Genomic DNA, 15,911 nt, shown 5'->3' on the forward strand with positions numbered 1-15,911 from the left:
CCAAGCGAACCCAGCCAAAATCCCGAAAGATGCTACATGACATTTGGCAGGCGGAAACCCGTGAGGATGCGCATGAATCATTCGGTTTGTTCATTGAAGCCTTCGACGCGAAATACCCAAAGGCCACCGAATGCCTGATGCGGGATCGTGACGAGTTGTTGAGCTTCTATGACTTCCCCGCCCAACACTGGCAGAGCATCCGCACATCAAACCCGATCGAAAGCGCCTTCGCCACAATCCGGCACCGAACCAAACGGACCAAGGGCTGTCTCAGCAGAGACGGCATGCTTCATATGATGTTCAAGCTCGGTCAAAGCGCAGAGAAAAGTTGGCGCAAGCTGCGCGGCTTTGCCCATCTCGCCGACGTCATACAAGGCGTCGATTTCGTAAACGGCATCAAGCCATCAAACCAGGATCAGGCCGCCGCATGAAAAATCCGTTGACACCAGATTTGACAATAGCTCCCTGCGCCACGGCATCCTGCTTAAACTCATCCGTAAACCGAACTCTTTTGTTCATAACCGTCTCTCCTTGCTTCCAAAATTACCAAGCAAGGCGTTTACAAATCTAGGGGCACCTCATCTATGGTGAGAAGTTGGTTTTGGGGCTTTTCTAATTCTCAGTTAGTGGAATTTATGAGCCGTTAAGAGTTTTTAGTCGCTGTATGCTGTTGATGCCAGTGGCCAAAGCTTTGGTCAACTTAGTCACCCTTGGTCAACATGCACAGTCACAAGTTAAGTAACAGTAATTAATGATAAATATCCTGTTTGTGACTAAGTTGACCAAGACTATTAGAAAAAGAATATGAGATAGAAAGACATAGGTAACAATTACTCGCGAGTGCTCTATATGGGTTTTTTGGTCAACATTGGTCACAATCTAAAATAAATACAATAAAAACAATACATTATGTTGTGACATAAGGATTTACGGTTTAGTTACACTTCCCGCCTGCGATCATTCCGGCCTGTGGGGTGGGGTGCCCCCCGGTGTTCGGGTCCTCCTTAAAGGGGTGGGGATACGGGTCATACATCACCGCGATTATTTATTTGTGCGTGCCCTAAAAATTGCGCTTCCGTTTCTTCCACCTGCGGAAATCCGAGAAACGGCAAAAGCGCCAGTGGAACGCCGAACACATCCGAATCATTCTGGCCTCATCCGAACAAATGGGTGAGGCACATGAAGCACGAAAACCAAGACAATCCTGAAAAACTGACGGTCCTTGCGGATCGCGATCTGGCCGACGCTTTGCGCGCCGAGCGTGAGAAAATTGCCCGCAAACAGGGCTTGAAGGTCTCGCTTTCCGCAGTTGCCGCAATGGCCCTGCGCCGGGAGCTAGAGGCTTGCCATGACTGATAACGCGCAAGATATCACCGCCATGACGGCAACAGACCTCGCCGAGCTGCTGCGAGTTACACCGCGCCGGATCCGCCAGCTGGCCGAGGAAGGCCGCCTGCGCCGCCGTGGTCGCGGGAAATTCGACGTCCGCCATGCGATCCACGGTGCCACCGGGGCCGAAATTCTCGGACAAGACCAGCGCCGGAACATCGCGGCTGACGTGGTGGTCGCTGTCGGCTGGCTCGCCGCGATCGCCGATGCACCCGCCGAAGGGGATAACTTCAAAGTCTGGATCGACATTTGTGCTGAATGGGGGCTGTCGCACGCCGAGGCTATGGGCCTGCTCATCGCTGGCGCATCGCTGCTGGGCGACCGCGCGCCGAAATTTAAAAGAAACATGAAGTGATCGTAATCCAAGAACCTTGGGTTCGATCAACACCGAAAAAAACGAAACAGGACTAAAGACATGACGAAAACAACTGAAACCCTCGCTCAGGTGCTCGAACGTGCCGAACAGGCCATCCCGAATACTGGCCGTATGAATGGCGCGAACGACTGGATTGAGGACGGCACGCGAAAACAGTTTGCTGGCGCGCACATCACCCTAGATGCCGGGGACGCGCTGCCCGACCTTCTGGACGCCGGGGGCCGAGTGACGCGCACACCATCCGCCCAACCGGCAGGTGAGACTGTGACGCTCTCCACCGCAGCCGCTGCAAACTCCCGCGTGGTCCGCGCCGGTGCGGTTCTTATCCCGATCGTCGGTGACATTGCTGCCGATACAGGCGCTGGTGTTCCTGCGCTGCTGGAAGTGCCCGAACGCTTTACCGTTATCAAGCCCGCCGAATTCCAGAACCTTATCGCTCACACCACCACCGGCGAGGAAGACGACGCAGAGGCCGAAGTCACCGCCTCGAACCTGCCGTTCGCGTCGGTTGACCTGAGCCGTGACGATATTCGCCAGCACGCCGTGCGTTTCGAGATCCCGCGCTCTACCCTGCGCACCTATGGCCGCGACGTGATCGCAGCTCACGCTCTGAGCGGTATTGCTTTGGGGATTGGTCGCGCCGTGGACAACCAACTGTTGACGGCTCTGGGCGATGCAGTCTCCGGTGAATTCTCTGTGGCTGCCGCTGCGCAAGCTGGCCTTCGCTATGAAGAACTCGCCGCGATCATCGGCACCCTCTGGCAATGGCGTCTCTCTGCCGATCGAGGCGGGGAAACTGAACGTTCACGGCGTTCCTGCCGATACCTCCGCAGATTGCGCCGACACCTTTGTGGGGGCTTTCGACCGCGCTGGCGTCTGGCTTGATCCTGAAATTGACCTCCTGGTCGAGCGTCGTCGCGGCGGTGGCTTGAACCTGACAGCGTGGCTGGGCTTGCAAGCGGCTCTGCCGGATCCCGCGTATTTCTGGAAAGCGGGTTCGGTCTAATGTGGGGCCGCGTTCGCAATCTATTCCGGGGCGGTTTCACCACCGCCTCGGCTGACCCCGCCACCGAGGCGATCGAAGCCGCGACGCCGCGCTCCGACACGCTGCCGCCGGATCTGGTCGCGGCTATCGAAGCGGCAAGCGTCGTGTGGCGTTACTTCGAGGGTAATGCGGACAAAGACGAAGCGAGCTATTCCTCTGCGGTGGTGCGCATCGTCGGCTTGGGTGGCATGTGGCGTTTCGATGGCATCGCCGAGGCTGCCGAGCGGGTCCAAAAACATTACCCTGATCTGACCCCGCAAGCCTGCCGCCGCGCGGCCAAGATGATCGCCGCCGAGATCGGCAAGCGCAATCTCTTAGCTCATAGGCACCAGTCGAGCCGTCGCCGTTGGAGCGCAACAGATTGGGGGCAGGGATCATGGTGAAGCCCAAACGCAAGCCACGTCACCTCTCGCCTGCCGCACGGGTAGCAAGACGCCGCAAGCGCCTGACGCGCGGCCATATAAAAATTCGCGACGGTGAGGGTTTGGTTGCCCAAGCTGCCGCAGCGATCGGAGCAGGCCGGAAGCCCTAACCGATCGCCACCAAGCCGGGGCGCGTTTTCTCACGGGTTGTTTCCGCCCCCGGCATCCTCGGCGCAGGTCGTTTTTCTCTTTGGACCTGCGCCGCACCGCCCGGCCACATTTCCCCTCTGGTTCGCCATTGGTGGCCGGGCACCTTTCCAAGAATGAGATCGAGCCAATGACAGACACCATCGTAAAACTACCATCGAAGATCGCGCACGAAGCTGCCGACGATATGTTTGATGCAGTAAAGGACGTTCGCACGCGCCTTGCGGTGCTTTCACGCGAAATTCAGTCTGGCCGCCTGCTGTCCTCTGACGCCTGCGAAGCGCTGGACGGCATCGACAGACAGTCCGACCGGATCGCCCTAGCCGTGCTGGATCTCCGCGCTGCGCAAAAGCGTGCTGCGGGAGTGATGGCATGACCGAGATCGAAATTTTAATCGCCGCCCGTGAATTTCTGGGCATGAACCTGACCCGCCAAGATCGCATGATCTCGATAGTGCTGGGCAAGAAACCAAACAAGACGCTTGCCGAGGAACTGATCGAGACACTCACCCCGCCTGATAACACTGTGGAAATCGACAGCGCCGCCGTGCTGCGTATGGTAGCGAAGGCACGCAAGGAAGCGATCGACCTTCTGGCGAAGGAATGAGGGCTTTAACCCTTATTTTCCTAGCGTTTTGGGGTTGGCATGTAGGAAAGCACGTTGATTGCGTTGCGATTATTAAAATCCAACAAAATCAACGCCTTATAAAGGTAAATGGCGGAGACGAAGGGATTCGAACCCTCGAGACCCTTCCGGGCCTACTCCCTTAGCAGGGGAGCGCCTTCGACCACTCGGCCACGTCTCCACCGACGCGTATAGCCAAGCAAACGTAGGGGATACAAGACAAAAATCCCTGTTTTTGAAATTTTCTCGTTTGGGGCCAAAACCGCTTGTAACAGCACAGAGATGAGGTGATCGGTCGCGGGATTCGCGAGGCGTCAGGGAATATATTAAGGAATAGACAGGCCGATTTTCCCGATGTGCTTTTTCTCAAGGAATGCCTTTTGCGCGTTGTGAATGTCGTGCAGGGGGAAGGTCTTGGCTATGATCGGACGGATTTCACCGCGTTCGATATAGCCGACAAGGTCGGTAAAGACGCTTGGCGGCTGGCGGGTGCTGCCGGTCAGGGTGAGGTCTTTGAGGTAGAGCGTGCGCAGGTCCAGATCAACGATAGGGCCTGCGATTGCGCCGGAGGTGACGTAGCGTCCGTGCATCGTAAGCGCGTCCAGCAATTCAGGCCAGCGTGGGCCACCCACGAGGTCAAGCACCACGTCAAATGCTTCAGCGGGGAGTGCTTCTTTACGGCCTAATGTGACATCGGCCCCTAGATCACGCAGGGCCTCCGCCTTGGACGGGCTGGTGAGGGCTGTGACATGAGCGCCGCGTCGCTTGGCCAGCTGGATCGCCGCCGAGCCCACGCCGCCGGACGCCCCTGTGATCAGCACCCGCTCCGCACCGAGATTTGCGCGTTGGACCATGGCTTCTGCCGTGGAGAAGGCGCAGGGGAAGGAGGCTAGTTCCACGTCTGACAGCGGGCTGTTAACGGGAATGGCTTGTTCGGCTTCAATCGTGGCGAATTGTGCAAAAGCGCCGTCACGTTCCGACCCGAAAGTTGCGAGCGCATCTGGATCGTCGCTTCGGGCGGGGTGATACATCGGACGCACCAGAACGCGCTGTCCCACGCGGGTGGGCTCGACCCCATTCCCCACGGCGACGATCTCGCCACAACAATCAGCCCCTTGGATGAGCGGGAAATGCAAGGCACCGGCCCAGCCGCCATCGGCGTCAGAACCGCCGTCATAACCCGTGGCCGCTGCCGAATTCGTGTCGCCGCGCACCGCTTTGGAATACCAGCCGGTGCGGGTATTCACATCCGTGTTGTTCACCGCAGAGGCACGCACACGGATCAGAACCTCTCCGGATGCGGGGCGGGGGACAGGCACATCGTCGCGATATTCCAGACGGTCAAACCCGCCGTGTCCGGTGAGCAGAACTGCGGTCATCGTGTCGGGCAGGGGCATAACGGGTCTCTCCGGATGTAAAGCAATCGTTCCACTTGCGCAGGTAGAGTAACCCCTCTACCTCGTCAAGCATGAGAGATATCAAGATGAAAATGGCGGCGGGGCTGGAGCAGGCTTTTGTCCGTCACGGCTTTGCCGATGCAAGCGTGGATACCCTGCGTGAAGCCGCCGGAGTCAGCCTGCGCACACTTTACAAATATCTGCCATCGCGGGCCGATATGGTGCTGGCGGCGCTGGAGTATCGGCACAGGCGGTATTTGGCGGAGGTGTTGGACGATCTGCCTGTCGATCCGACGCAGGCGCGCGATGCCTTGATGACCCGCATAGGACACTGGATGCAAAGCGAGGCGGCGCATGGATGTCTGTTCCATTCTGCCGTTGCGGCCGATCCGGCCAATGCCACGTTGCGCGCGCTTCTGGAGCGTCACAAACACGAGGTCGCCACTCGTGCGGCCTTGGCCACCGGATTGGAGGGGCAGGGCGTGGCGCTTTTGCTCGTCATGGAGGGGCTGACGCAGACTTGGCCTTTGCATGGGGAGGAGGCTGTGAGCGCCGCAAAACATCTGGCCGCTGCTCTGGCCGCGGGTCAGCCTTAAAACTGTGCTTTTGTTCTGTCTCGCGTATGGTTTGCATATGCGCGTGGCAGCGGGTCCGAAATCCTCAGGAAACAATACCTGCACGTTTCAGGTTTTCGATCTCATAGGAGACCGCTTCGGCAAAGGCCTGACCTGCCGTGCTGAGCGGACGGTCATGCGGGACGAACTGTGCGATGTCCCATGTGATGGCTGGCATGAGGCGGTGGATAGAGATTTTATCGAAATCAACGAGTTGATGGGCAACAGGATCGACGATTGCGACGCCTTCGCCGCGTTCCACAAGGCGCACAATGCCATGAATGGTGCGCAGTTCTGCGGCAATGGTGCGGTGCACATGGATTGTTTCCATCATGTGATCAATCCTGCGACGCAAGGGACTCCCCTGAGACAGATCAATGAACATTTCCTTGCGCAGGCGGGGCAGGGGAATGTCTTTCATATCGCCAAGCGGATGGCCTTTGGGGAGGATGCATTGGGCCTCGCAACGGGCCAGTGACAGGGTGTCCCCGCCGAAAGCCTCTGCATTGAGCGTAATCCCGAAGGCCAGATCGCACCGTTGCTCACTGATCAGGCGCAGCATCTCCGCCATGCCCACATCCACGATCTGCACGGTGGCGTGGGGATGGTCCTTGCGAAAACGGGCGAGCGCGTCGAGCAGGAAAGTATCACAGAAAATCGGCTGGGCGGCGATCACCAGATGGCCGACCTGACCACTGGCGATGGCGCTGGCCTCTTGTTCAAGGGTGCGCATGCCTGCGAGATGGCGGGCGACAGTCTGGTGAAACCGAAAGGCTTCCGGCGTCGGGGCGAGTCGATTCCGTTTGCGCTGAAACAGTTCGAACCCCGCCTTGTCCTCCAGGGATGAGAGCAGGCGGCTGATCATCGGTTGGCTTGTGCCTAATTGTTCGGCAGCCAGTTTAACGCCGCCCAAACGCATATAGGCGTCAAAGGCCTTTAATTCTTGGGGTTTGAACATGGGTTTTCCTCTGAGTATGCATTTTATGCAACTTAAAGCTATCTATTGTCAAATTTCGCATACTGTGAATGGTTGCTCACATCCAACAGTTCCGGCTGGCGGGTTCGCCGCCGGATCGGACAAAACGTGAGGTACATATGAAAAAACTACTCGGATCGATTGCAGTCGCAGTCTTCGCAGCCACCGGCCCCATGATGGCCCAATCCTATCCCGACCAAGCCGTGACACTCGTTGTCCCCTACGGCCCGGGTGGAGCATCTGATCTGGCCGGTCGTGCTCTGGCTGAAACGGCACAGCCGTTTCTTGAACAGCCGGTTACGGTGATGAACAAACCCGGCGCTGGCGGTATGAACGGTGCGCGCTTTGTGTCCGAAGCCGACCCGGACGGTTACACGCTTTTGCTCGCGCGTGTGGGCATGGCCCTGTCGCCTGCGGTGACGCCGGACAATGCTGTGCCGTGGGATGCCTACACCTTCCTTGGCGCTCTGGAAGCCACCCCGATGATCCTCGCCGTGCGTGCGGATGCGCCTTATGACACCGTTGACGACCTGATCGCGGCGATCAAGGACAGCAAAGGCGGAATGACCTATGCGGCTTCCGGTGCGACCGCGATTGACGGTTTCACCACGCAAGCCCTTCTGGCCGACAATGGTCTCGACCCGCTGACTGCGGCCACTCTGGTGCCCTACAAAGGGGGCGGTGCTCTGGCGACGGCGCTTCTGGGCGGTCACGTCGATTTCGTTGCAATGGCTGCGGCATCCCTGATGCCCCATATCGAAAGCGGCGACATGAAAGCGCTGATGGTCTTTGCTCCGTCGCGTGTTGAAAGCCTGCCGGACGTGGCAACGGCTCAAGAGCTCGGCTACGAAAAAGCCGGTCAGATCACCGGCTGGAGCGCGCTCTATGCGCCGAAAGACCTGCCCGAAGAGGTTGTGACCAAATGGCACGAGGTTCTCGGCCAAGTGGCGACCGACGAGAAATGGCTTGATCTGGCAGCGCGTCGCGGGTCGATCTCGACCATCGGCACTGTGGATATGACCGAATATGCGAAGAGCCAGTACGAGCTGTTCAACGGTCTGGCCAAAGACTTCGGCTACCTGCCCGAATAATCCCTGATGCAGGTGGGCGGGAGATCGCCCACCTGTTGTTTGTCCGGCCTGATCCAGCGGCCGCCTTCATCTCAGCCGAGATCTCTACACACTCAGGAGCATTGCTATGACCAAGCCTGTTTTACGGGGGGTGCTCATTGTCGCGTTTTTCGCGCTCTGTGCCTTCGTCCTTGTGCCCGCATTTGTGCCCCGTCCCGCGTTTATTCCCGGTTTCGCACCTCCGCCGGATATGTGGCCCCGCACCGTGTCTATTGTCGGTGTCGTCCTTGGCGCTCTGGCCATTGTTCTCGCTTTGCGCGGAGGACAGCCAGAAGAGGAAAAGGTGGATACGGACGGCAGTTCTGTCCCGCAGATGATGCTGCGTTTTGCCGGCATTATCGCCATCTTCGTGCTGTTTTTCGCATTGGTCCCCTATGTCGGGTTCCTGATTGCAACAATGTTCCTGACCCTTGCAATGGTTCTCATGACCGGCGAGCGACACTACCGCATCTGGATTGCCCTGCTCTCCTTTGGTGGTCCTGTGCTGCTCGTGTTGTTCTTCCATTCCGCGCTCGGCACACAGTTCCCTAAGGGTGAACTGGCCAAGCTGTTCGGCTTTTGATCGGAGACCGATATGCTCGCTGAAATTCTCTCTGCACTGGTGGCTGTGGCCACGTTCCAAAACCTTCTCATCATGGCTGCCGGCATCTGGGGCGGTGTGATTGTCGGTGCCATTCCCGGTATGACCGGCACAATGGCGGTAACGCTGGCGCTGCCCTTTACCTTTTATATGGACCCTGTGCCGTCGATCCTGTTGCTGGTCGCCTTGTATAAAGGCTCGACCTATGGCGGATCGGTCTCGGCCATTCTGATCAAGACGCCGGGCACGGCCTCTGCTGCTTGCACCGCGCTGGACGGCTATCCTCTGGCGCAACAGGGCAAGGCAGGCAAAGCGCTCAACATGGCGCTGTATTCCTCCGTGATCGGGGATTTCCTGTCCAACATGTCGCTGATCTTTTTTGCGGCCCCCCTCGCGGCGCTGGCACTCCACATAGGTCCGCCGGAATTCTTCATGCTGATGCTCTTTGCGCTCACCACTGTGGCGGGCGTGTCGGGCAGTTCCTTGCTGCTGGGCATGGTGGCCGCGGCCTTGGGGCTTTTGCTCGCCACGGTAGGTGAAGACATGTATGGCTCGTTCCGCTTTGCCTTCATGCCGGACATGCAGGCCGGTCTGTCGATCGCGCCGGTGCTGATCGGGCTGTTTGCTCTGCCGGAGTTGATCAAGCTCATCGTCATGCGTGCGGCCAAGACCGAAGAAGCTGCCGCTCTGGGGGCGCAGCATGTGACCCGTGACGAGTTCATGGGATCCTTGCGCAGCATCCTGAAAGGCTCCGTGATCGGCTCCATTCTGGGCGCGATTCCGGGGATCGGGCCGTCTTCTGCGGCGTTCTTCTCTTATGGCGAGGCGCAGCGCAGTTCCAAAAACGGGGCGAATTTCGGCAAAGGTGAATTGGAAGGCATCGCGGCCTCCGAATCCGCCAACAACGGGGCCTGTGGCGCAACGATGATCCCGCTTCTGGCGCTTGGCGTGCCGGGGGATGTGATCACCGGTGTGATGCTTGGCGCTTTTATGATCCAGGGCCTGACGCCCGGACCGTTGCTGTTCCAGACCAACATGCACGAAATCTACATGTTGCTCATCGGTATGCTGGTGTCTTCGGTGCTGCTGTTCTTCGCAGGTAAGATCACCATGCGTATGTTCTCCAAAGTGGCGCATATCCCGCAGACGCTTCTGACGCCTCTGGTGTTGTTGCTGTGCATCTTCGGCATCTATTCCATCGCGTCGAGCACATTTGATGTCGCCGTGCTTCTGGTGATGGGAGTGGTGGGTTTCGGCATGTTCTTGTTGAACATTCCCGCAGCGCCGTTCCTCATCGCCTTTATCCTTGGTCCGATGATCGAGGAAAACCTGCGCCGTGCATTGGCGATTTCCCGCGGCGATCCGGCAGTTTTGCTGTCCTCCCCCATCACCTGGGTCTTTGCCGCGCTGATCCTCTTTGTGGTCAGTCTGACGATCCGGCGTGAATTTACAAAACATAAAGAAAGACGAGTAGAACAATGACACTCCTGAGTGAGATCACGTTCGCATCTGACGATCTGACCGGCCAGGCCGCAGAGCATCTGGCCAATCTGATCGCATTTGATACGGTTTCGCGCAATTCCAACCGGCCGATTATCGACTTTATGGCCGCGTATTTTGAAGGGCTCGGAGCACGGATCACGATTTTGCCGGACGAGACGGGAGACAAGGCCAATCTTGTTGCGGCCTTCGGGCCGGAAGATCAGGCGGGGGTCGTCTGGTCGGGCCACACCGATGTGGTGCCTGCCGACGAGCCGGAGTGGGAAAGCGATCCCTTCACCGCAGAGATTCGCGACACGCGGCTTTATGGGCGCGGGGCCTGCGACATGAAGGGCTTTGCCGCCTGTGTCATGGCCGTGGCCCCCGATCTGGCGCGTGCAAAGCTGACGCGGCCTGTCTATCTGTGCTTCTCCTATGATGAAGAAGTCGGCTGTCTCGGCGCGCCTGCTGTGGCGCGGTATCTGGCAAGCCTGCCGGTGCCGCCTGAATTTGCCATCATTGGCGAGCCTTCGATGATGAAACTCGTCACCGGACAGAAGGGCAAAATCGCCATGCGTGCGCGTGTGACGGGCACCTCGGGCCATTCCTCTTTTGCGCCGCGCCATGTCAATGCGATTGAATACGCCTCAAAGGCCATCACCCTGATCTCCGAGCGCGGCAAACGCTACGAAACCGAAGGGCCTTTCGATCCGGAATTCACCGTGCCCCATGCCACCATGCTGGCCACGATGATCAAAGGCGGGGTCGCAACCAATGTGACGCCGGACAGTTGCAGCTTTACCTTCGAGTTGCGCTCCATTAGCGGCATGGACCCCGAGGCTGATATGTCCGCCTTGCTCCATGAGATCGAGCAAAAGGTTGTCGCGCCGATGCAGGTCAAAACCGCAGGCACAGGCATAGAATTCGAACGCATCTTTGCCTATCCCGCTATGGGCGAGGCGCGCAATACCGTTGGATTCAACCGCTATGCACGGCTCTTGCCGGACTGGGGCGGCAAGGTGTCTTACGGTTCTGAAGGTGGCGTGTTCGAGCAGATCGGCGGCATCCCCTCTGTGATCGTGGGGCCCGGCTCTATCGAGCAGGCCCATAAGCCGAATGAATTTGTCGAACTGGATCAACTGACGCAATGCGTCGGCTTCCTTGGTCGCATCATTGAGCACCTGAACACAGGTTCAGACGCCTGAAGCTGGCGGGAAACCCACCTATCGCAACCCGTCGGATAACCGGCTGGGTTGCGATGAAAATCCCATTTCTTTTTCACATACAAGAGATTTCCAACCTTGGCGCCGGTCCGATTTTTGTTGGGAGGCAGGATAACATCTGCCAAATTGATAAGTAGCGACGCATAAAAATACGCCGAAATCTTTAAGGTATTGTATTGTGTGACTTTTCAATCCGTATCGGGACTTGTCGCAGGGGGGGGAGATGGTAGGCCCGGCAGGACTTGAACCCGCAACCAAAGCGTTATGAGCGCTCTGCTCTAACCAATTGAGCTACAGGCCCCTACAGGTGCATTGATTATTGCGCTGTTGCGGCGGGGTCAAGCAGAAGTCGGTCTTTCGACATTTGCGTGTCACGCGGGCCTTTTCAAGTCGGTCCAAAGCGCGTAAACGGGCCGAAACTTTGGTTTGCGCGGGGAGCCTTGGCGATGACGCTGAAAAAAAATGGTCTGACTTACGCCGATGCTGGCGTGGATATTGATGCGGGCAACGAGCTTGTCGAACGGATCAAGCCGGCGGCGAAAAAGACCGTCCGTCCGGGTGTGATGGCCGGGCTTGGCGGTTTTGGCGCTTTGTTCGATCTCAAGGCGGCAGGATACGAAGACCCGATTCTTGTGGCCGCAACTGACGGTGTCGGCACCAAGCTGCGCATCGCGATTGACACGGACAATGTGGCCACAGTTGGTATCGACCTTGTCGCTATGTGCGTCAATGATCTGGTCTGTCAGGGTGCAGAGCCTTTGTTCTTCCTCGACTATTTTGCAACGGGCAAGCTCAAGCTCGACAATGCTGCCGCTGTGGTGGAGGGCATTGCCGAAGGCTGTGCGCAATCCGGTTGTGCGTTGATCGGTGGCGAGACCGCCGAGATGCCGGGCATGTATGAAGACGGTGACTTCGATCTTGCTGGTTTTGCCGTAGGCGCGATGGAACGCGGTGCGGACCTGCCTGCGGGTGTGCAGGAGGGCGATGTGCTTTTGGGACTCGCGTCCAACGGGGTGCATTCCAACGGCTATTCTCTGGTGCGCAAAACCGTGGAGCTGTCGAGCTACAAATGGTCCGACATCGCGCCATTCTCTGATGCAACCTTGGGCGAGGAGCTTTTGAAGCCTACACGTCTCTATGTGAAGCCCGTGTTGAAAGCGATCCGTGCGGGCGGTGTTCATGCGCTGGCGCATATCACCGGCGGAGGATTGACCGAAAACCTGCCGCGTGTTCTGCCTGCGGGCATGGGGGCGGATATTGACCTCACGGCATGGACCCTGCCGCCTGTGTTCAAATGGCTGGTGGATACGGCCGGCCTGTCGCAGCACGAGTTGCTCAAGACCTATAACGCCGGTATCGGCATGGTTGTGGTGTGTGCTGCCTCCGAGGTCGAGGCTCTGACAGCTTTGCTCTCGGATGAGGGCGAAACGGTCTACCGTCTGGGGCAAGTGACCACAGGGGGCGGTGTGACCTATGAGGGCGAATTGAAGTGAGCCCGAAGAAGGTTGCGATCCTGATCTCTGGCGGCGGCTCCAATATGGTGTCGCTGGCCAAATCCATGACGGGTGATCATCCCGGACGACCCTGCCTTGTGCTTTCCAACGTGCCCGGCGCGGGCGGATTACAAAAGGCGGCGGATATGGGGATTGCGACCGAGGTCGTGGATCACCGCGACTTCAAAGGTGATCGCGAAGCCTTTGAGACCAAACTGATTTCCGTGATTGACGCCTATGAGCCCGATGTCATCGCGATGGCCGGTTTTATGCGTATTCTCACCCCGACATTCATCGGCCATTACGCGGGGAAGATGCTCAACATCCACCCGTCCTTGCTGCCGAAATACAAGGGCCTGCACACCCATCAGCGTGCTATTGAGGCGGGTGATGCGGAGGCGGGCTGTTCGGTGCATGAGGTGACGGCAGAACTCGATGGCGGCCCGATTCTGGGGCAGGCGCGGGTGCCGATCCTGTCGGAGGACACGGCTGATGATCTGGCCGCGCGGGTTCTGGTGAAGGAGCATCTGCTCTATCCGGCGGTTCTGGAACGTTTCTTGCGAGGCGAAACAGAGATGCTTTCGCTCTGAACTGCGGTTGATCTGGCACGATGGTCAATCTGTCGCGGGCAGGTGAGTGATGTGCCCCTTTAAAAGATACATTCGAGACATAGAATATAAGTGAGTCCCCCGCGGACCCGCCTGAGACATGTCGCGAAAGGATATCTCATGAAACCCGCAGATTTTGTTGCCACCATTTTTGATGGCCATTCCAACCCCGGCAAGGTGACCGTTGCCTTCACCATGGCGCTCAACGCGCAAAAGATGGGGCATAGCTCGATGGTGCTTCTGATGGTGGAAGGTGTCGAACTTGGCCAGCCTGGCTCTTGTGACGACATCGATATTGGCAAACCCTTTGAGCCGGTGGCCGATCTGGTCAAAGCCTACCGCGAGGCGGGCGGGCGTATCGGGATTTGCGGGGCTTGTATGCTCCACAACGGATTTACCGCCGATCAGATGGACCCCTCCTATGAGATCATCACCGCGCCGGATGTGGTGGAGCTTATGATGGCGGCAAAGGGCACATTGCCGATCACCTGAGGCGGCATTTGTGCTCATAAGTCGAAACGATCCGTGTCTTATGGCATGGGGGAAGGGGGCGCGAGCCCCCTTTGTTCTTTTCTTTCCGCCTGAAACCCCGTATCACGATAAAACCGACGGGATGACCCCGCGCCGCAGGTAAAAGAAAAAACATATGATCACCATCACCACGACCGAGGGTCTACAGGCCTTCTGCGACCGCGCCAAAGCGCATCCTTATGTCACGGTCGACACCGAATTTCTCCGTGAACGGACCTATTACTCCAAGCTCTGCCTTGTGCAGCTGGCGGTGACAGGCGATGCGGAAGAGGACGCGGTTCTTGTCGATCCGCTGGCCAAAGGGCTGGATCTGGCGCCGCTGTATGACCTGTTTCGTGACGAGAGCGTGGTGAAAGTGTTCCACGCCGCACGGCAGGATCTCGAAATTTTCTACATTCAGGGCGGGGTGATCCCCACGCCTTTGTTCGACACACAGGTTGCGGCGATGGTCTGCGGCTTTGGCGAACAGGTGGGCTACGAGACCCTCGTGCGCAAGATCGCCAAGGAGAGCCTCGACAAGACCTCGCGCTTCACCGATTGGTCGCGCCGCCCGCTGACCTCGGCGCAAGAAGTCTACGCGCTGGCCGATGTGACGCATTTGCGGGTGATCTACGAATACCTGCGCGACGAGATCAAACGCACAGGCCGCGAAAAATGGGTGGCCGAAGAGCTTGAAATCCTGATGTCGCCGGAGACCTATGTGGTCCAGCCGGAAGATGCATGGAAACGGGTCAAAACGCGCACGAATTCCGGTAAATTCCTCGCCGCAGTCAAGGAACTGGCCGCGTTTCGGGAGCAATACGCCCAGAGCCGCGATATTCCCCGCAACCGCGTGTACAAAGACGATGCGATGCTGGAACTGGCCTCGACCAAGCCCAAAACACCGCAAGACCTTTCGCGGTCGCGGCTTTTGCTGCGCGAAGCGCGCAAAGGCGAGATTGCCGACGGTATCCTTCAGGCGATTGAAAAAGCAGCGCATTACACCGCCGCCGAGATGCCCAAGCTGGACGTGTCGAAAGACAAGCTACAAGTGAATCCGGCGCTGGCGGATATGCTGCGGGTCCTGCTGAAAGCTAAATCGGATCGCTTCAATGTGGCGGCTAAAATGATCGCCTCCGCATCGGATCTGGACCAGATCGCAGCGGGCAAACGTGATCTGCCTGTGTTCAAGGGCTGGCGCGCCGAAGTCTTTGGCGACGACGCGCTGCGCCTGTGTAACGGCGAAATCGGCCTTGCGGTCAAAGGTCAGCGTGTGGATGTCATCGCGCTCTAACCCGTAGCGGACAGAGCGCGTTTTGTTTTACAGCGCCAGTTCAAACCGTTTACTGCGCCGCGCTTGCGCCGTGAAACCGCAGGCGAGATAGGTCGCCTGTGCCGCTGTGTTGTTGACATGGGTGCCGACAGTCAGACGGTGACAGCCTGCCGCCTGCGCCTCGGCCTTCGCGGCTTTGATCAGGGCGCGTCCGACACCTTGACCGCGCTGGTCTTCCTTGATGAACAAATGATGCAGGTCCATGGTCTTTTGCCCATCTTGCAGACGCACACCGCCGACAAGACCGGCATAGCCCACAATCTCCCCGTCACGCTCCGCGACCAGAATACGCAACCACGGCAGGTCCGCACGCATCAGGTCAATGAGGCTGCTCATATCCAGTTCCGGCTCGTCCCCGTTGAAACGTGCCAAGGCGTGAATCATCTCCAGAAGCGCATGTTTATCACTCCAGCGTGCCTGCCGCACATGGACTGTGGTGTCGGCGGTGATTTCGATCATGTGGGTCATCTTGTCTCTCTCTCCTGAGCGCCACAGGAGGGAGTAGATATGAAAAAACCGCCTCGTGTGGCGGCTTTCAATATTCCATAACTGACGGGCCGCGCTT

At 58.1% G+C, this 15,911-nt stretch carries 19 protein-coding genes and 2 tRNA genes; 16 read left to right on the forward strand and 5 right to left on the reverse strand.

Annotated elements, in window-relative coordinates; translation table 11 throughout:
• The 7 genes from KO492_RS11830 to KO492_RS11860 form a co-directional block, all read left to right on the forward strand.
• The coding region (locus KO492_RS11830; protein ID WP_216045152.1) for a transposase at positions 1–431 on the forward strand (431 nt) is incomplete at its 5' end.
• Positions 432–1,179: 748 nt separating this feature from the next.
• Complete coding sequence (locus KO492_RS11835) at positions 1,180–1,356, forward strand: hypothetical protein (RefSeq protein WP_216045153.1); 177 nt, start codon at positions 1,180–1,182, stop codon at positions 1,354–1,356.
• Positions 1,349–1,744 carry a hypothetical protein gene (locus KO492_RS11840; RefSeq protein WP_216045154.1) on the forward strand — a complete coding sequence of 132 codons (396 nt, stop codon included), beginning with the start codon at positions 1,349–1,351 and terminating at the stop codon, positions 1,742–1,744. Before KO492_RS11835 ends, KO492_RS11840 begins: the two co-directional genes overlap by 8 nt.
• A gap of 60 nt (positions 1,745–1,804) precedes the next feature.
• Positions 1,805–2,650 carry a hypothetical protein gene (locus KO492_RS11845; RefSeq protein ID WP_216045155.1) on the forward strand — a complete coding sequence of 282 codons (846 nt, stop codon included), beginning with the start codon at positions 1,805–1,807 and terminating at the stop codon, positions 2,648–2,650.
• 57 nt (positions 2,651–2,707) lie between these two features.
• Positions 2,708–3,193, forward strand: a complete 486-nt coding sequence (locus KO492_RS11850) for a hypothetical protein (RefSeq protein ID WP_216045156.1) — start codon at positions 2,708–2,710, stop codon at positions 3,191–3,193.
• Between the two features lie 316 nt (positions 3,194–3,509).
• A complete protein-coding gene (locus KO492_RS11855; protein WP_216045157.1) occupies positions 3,510–3,755 on the forward strand; it encodes a hypothetical protein in 246 nt (81 codons plus the stop codon).
• A complete protein-coding gene (locus KO492_RS11860; RefSeq protein ID WP_216045158.1) occupies positions 3,752–3,985 on the forward strand; it encodes a hypothetical protein in 234 nt (77 codons plus the stop codon). The genes KO492_RS11855 and KO492_RS11860 overlap by 4 nt, the downstream gene beginning before the upstream one ends.
• A gap of 109 nt (positions 3,986–4,094) precedes the next feature.
• Here KO492_RS11860 and KO492_RS11865 read toward each other — a convergent pair.
• Positions 4,095–4,184, reverse strand: a tRNA-Ser gene (locus KO492_RS11865).
• Between the two features lie 145 nt (positions 4,185–4,329).
• Positions 4,330–5,400: an alcohol dehydrogenase family protein gene (locus tag KO492_RS11870; RefSeq protein ID WP_216045159.1), complete on the reverse strand. Its 1,071-nt coding sequence runs from the start codon at positions 5,398–5,400 to the stop codon at positions 4,330–4,332.
• 86 nt (positions 5,401–5,486) lie between these two features.
• On the opposite strand from KO492_RS11870, the gene KO492_RS11875 reads away from it, so the two are divergent.
• Positions 5,487–5,996 (forward strand): TetR/AcrR family transcriptional regulator, encoded by a 510-nt coding sequence (locus KO492_RS11875; RefSeq protein ID WP_252735511.1) that lies wholly within the window; start codon positions 5,487–5,489, stop codon positions 5,994–5,996.
• 64 nt (positions 5,997–6,060) lie between these two features.
• On the opposite strand, the gene KO492_RS11880 is transcribed toward KO492_RS11875, so the two are convergent.
• Positions 6,061–6,972, reverse strand: coding sequence for a LysR family transcriptional regulator (locus KO492_RS11880; protein ID WP_216045161.1), 912 nt, complete (start codon positions 6,970–6,972; stop codon positions 6,061–6,063).
• Positions 6,973–7,109: 137 nt separating this feature from the next.
• Between KO492_RS11880 and KO492_RS11885 the strand changes: the two genes are divergently transcribed.
• From KO492_RS11885 to argE, 4 genes are all read left to right on the forward strand, one after another.
• Positions 7,110–8,081, forward strand: coding sequence for a Bug family tripartite tricarboxylate transporter substrate binding protein (locus tag KO492_RS11885; protein ID WP_216045162.1), 972 nt, complete (start codon positions 7,110–7,112; stop codon positions 8,079–8,081).
• 106 nt (positions 8,082–8,187) lie between these two features.
• Positions 8,188–8,682 carry a tripartite tricarboxylate transporter TctB family protein gene (locus KO492_RS11890; protein ID WP_216045163.1) on the forward strand — a complete coding sequence of 165 codons (495 nt, stop codon included), beginning with the start codon at positions 8,188–8,190 and terminating at the stop codon, positions 8,680–8,682.
• Between the two features lie 12 nt (positions 8,683–8,694).
• Positions 8,695–10,182 (forward strand): tripartite tricarboxylate transporter permease, encoded by a 1,488-nt coding sequence (locus KO492_RS11895; RefSeq protein WP_216045164.1) that lies wholly within the window; start codon positions 8,695–8,697, stop codon positions 10,180–10,182.
• The gene (gene argE, locus KO492_RS11900) at positions 10,179–11,384 is read left to right on the forward strand and encodes an acetylornithine deacetylase (protein ID WP_216045165.1); all 1,206 of its coding nucleotides are present in this window, start codon (positions 10,179–10,181) and stop codon (positions 11,382–11,384) included. Before KO492_RS11895 ends, argE begins: the two co-directional genes overlap by 4 nt.
• Positions 11,385–11,626: 242 nt before the next feature.
• Here argE and KO492_RS11905 read toward each other — a convergent pair.
• Positions 11,627–11,703: transfer RNA gene (locus KO492_RS11905), tRNA-Ile, on the reverse strand.
• A 145-nt stretch (positions 11,704–11,848) separates the two neighbouring features.
• On the opposite strand from KO492_RS11905, the gene purM reads away from it, so the two are divergent.
• The 4 genes from purM (at position 11,849) to rnd (ending at position 15,307) form a co-directional block, all read left to right on the forward strand.
• A complete protein-coding gene (purM, locus tag KO492_RS11910) occupies positions 11,849–12,895 on the forward strand; it encodes a phosphoribosylformylglycinamidine cyclo-ligase (RefSeq protein ID WP_216045166.1) in 1,047 nt (348 codons plus the stop codon).
• Positions 12,892–13,485 carry a phosphoribosylglycinamide formyltransferase gene (purN, locus tag KO492_RS11915; protein ID WP_216045167.1) on the forward strand — a complete coding sequence of 198 codons (594 nt, stop codon included), beginning with the start codon at positions 12,892–12,894 and terminating at the stop codon, positions 13,483–13,485. The genes purM and purN overlap by 4 nt, the downstream gene beginning before the upstream one ends.
• A 138-nt stretch (positions 13,486–13,623) precedes the next feature.
• Positions 13,624–13,995, forward strand: coding sequence for a DsrE family protein (locus tag KO492_RS11920; protein ID WP_216045168.1), 372 nt, complete (start codon positions 13,624–13,626; stop codon positions 13,993–13,995).
• 154 nt (positions 13,996–14,149) lie between these two features.
• The gene (gene rnd, locus KO492_RS11925; RefSeq protein ID WP_216045169.1) at positions 14,150–15,307 is read left to right on the forward strand and encodes a ribonuclease D; all 1,158 of its coding nucleotides are present in this window, start codon (positions 14,150–14,152) and stop codon (positions 15,305–15,307) included.
• A 27-nt stretch (positions 15,308–15,334) separates the two neighbouring features.
• Here rnd and KO492_RS11930 read toward each other — a convergent pair whose 3' ends face one another.
• Positions 15,335–15,814, reverse strand: a complete 480-nt coding sequence (locus tag KO492_RS11930; RefSeq protein ID WP_216045170.1) for a GNAT family N-acetyltransferase — start codon at positions 15,812–15,814, stop codon at positions 15,335–15,337.
• Between the last annotated feature and the right edge of the window lie 97 nt (positions 15,815–15,911).

The sequence above is a fragment of the Celeribacter halophilus genome (genome assembly GCF_018860305.1).
Lineage (GTDB): Bacteria > Pseudomonadota > Alphaproteobacteria > Rhodobacterales > Rhodobacteraceae > Celeribacter > Celeribacter halophilus_A.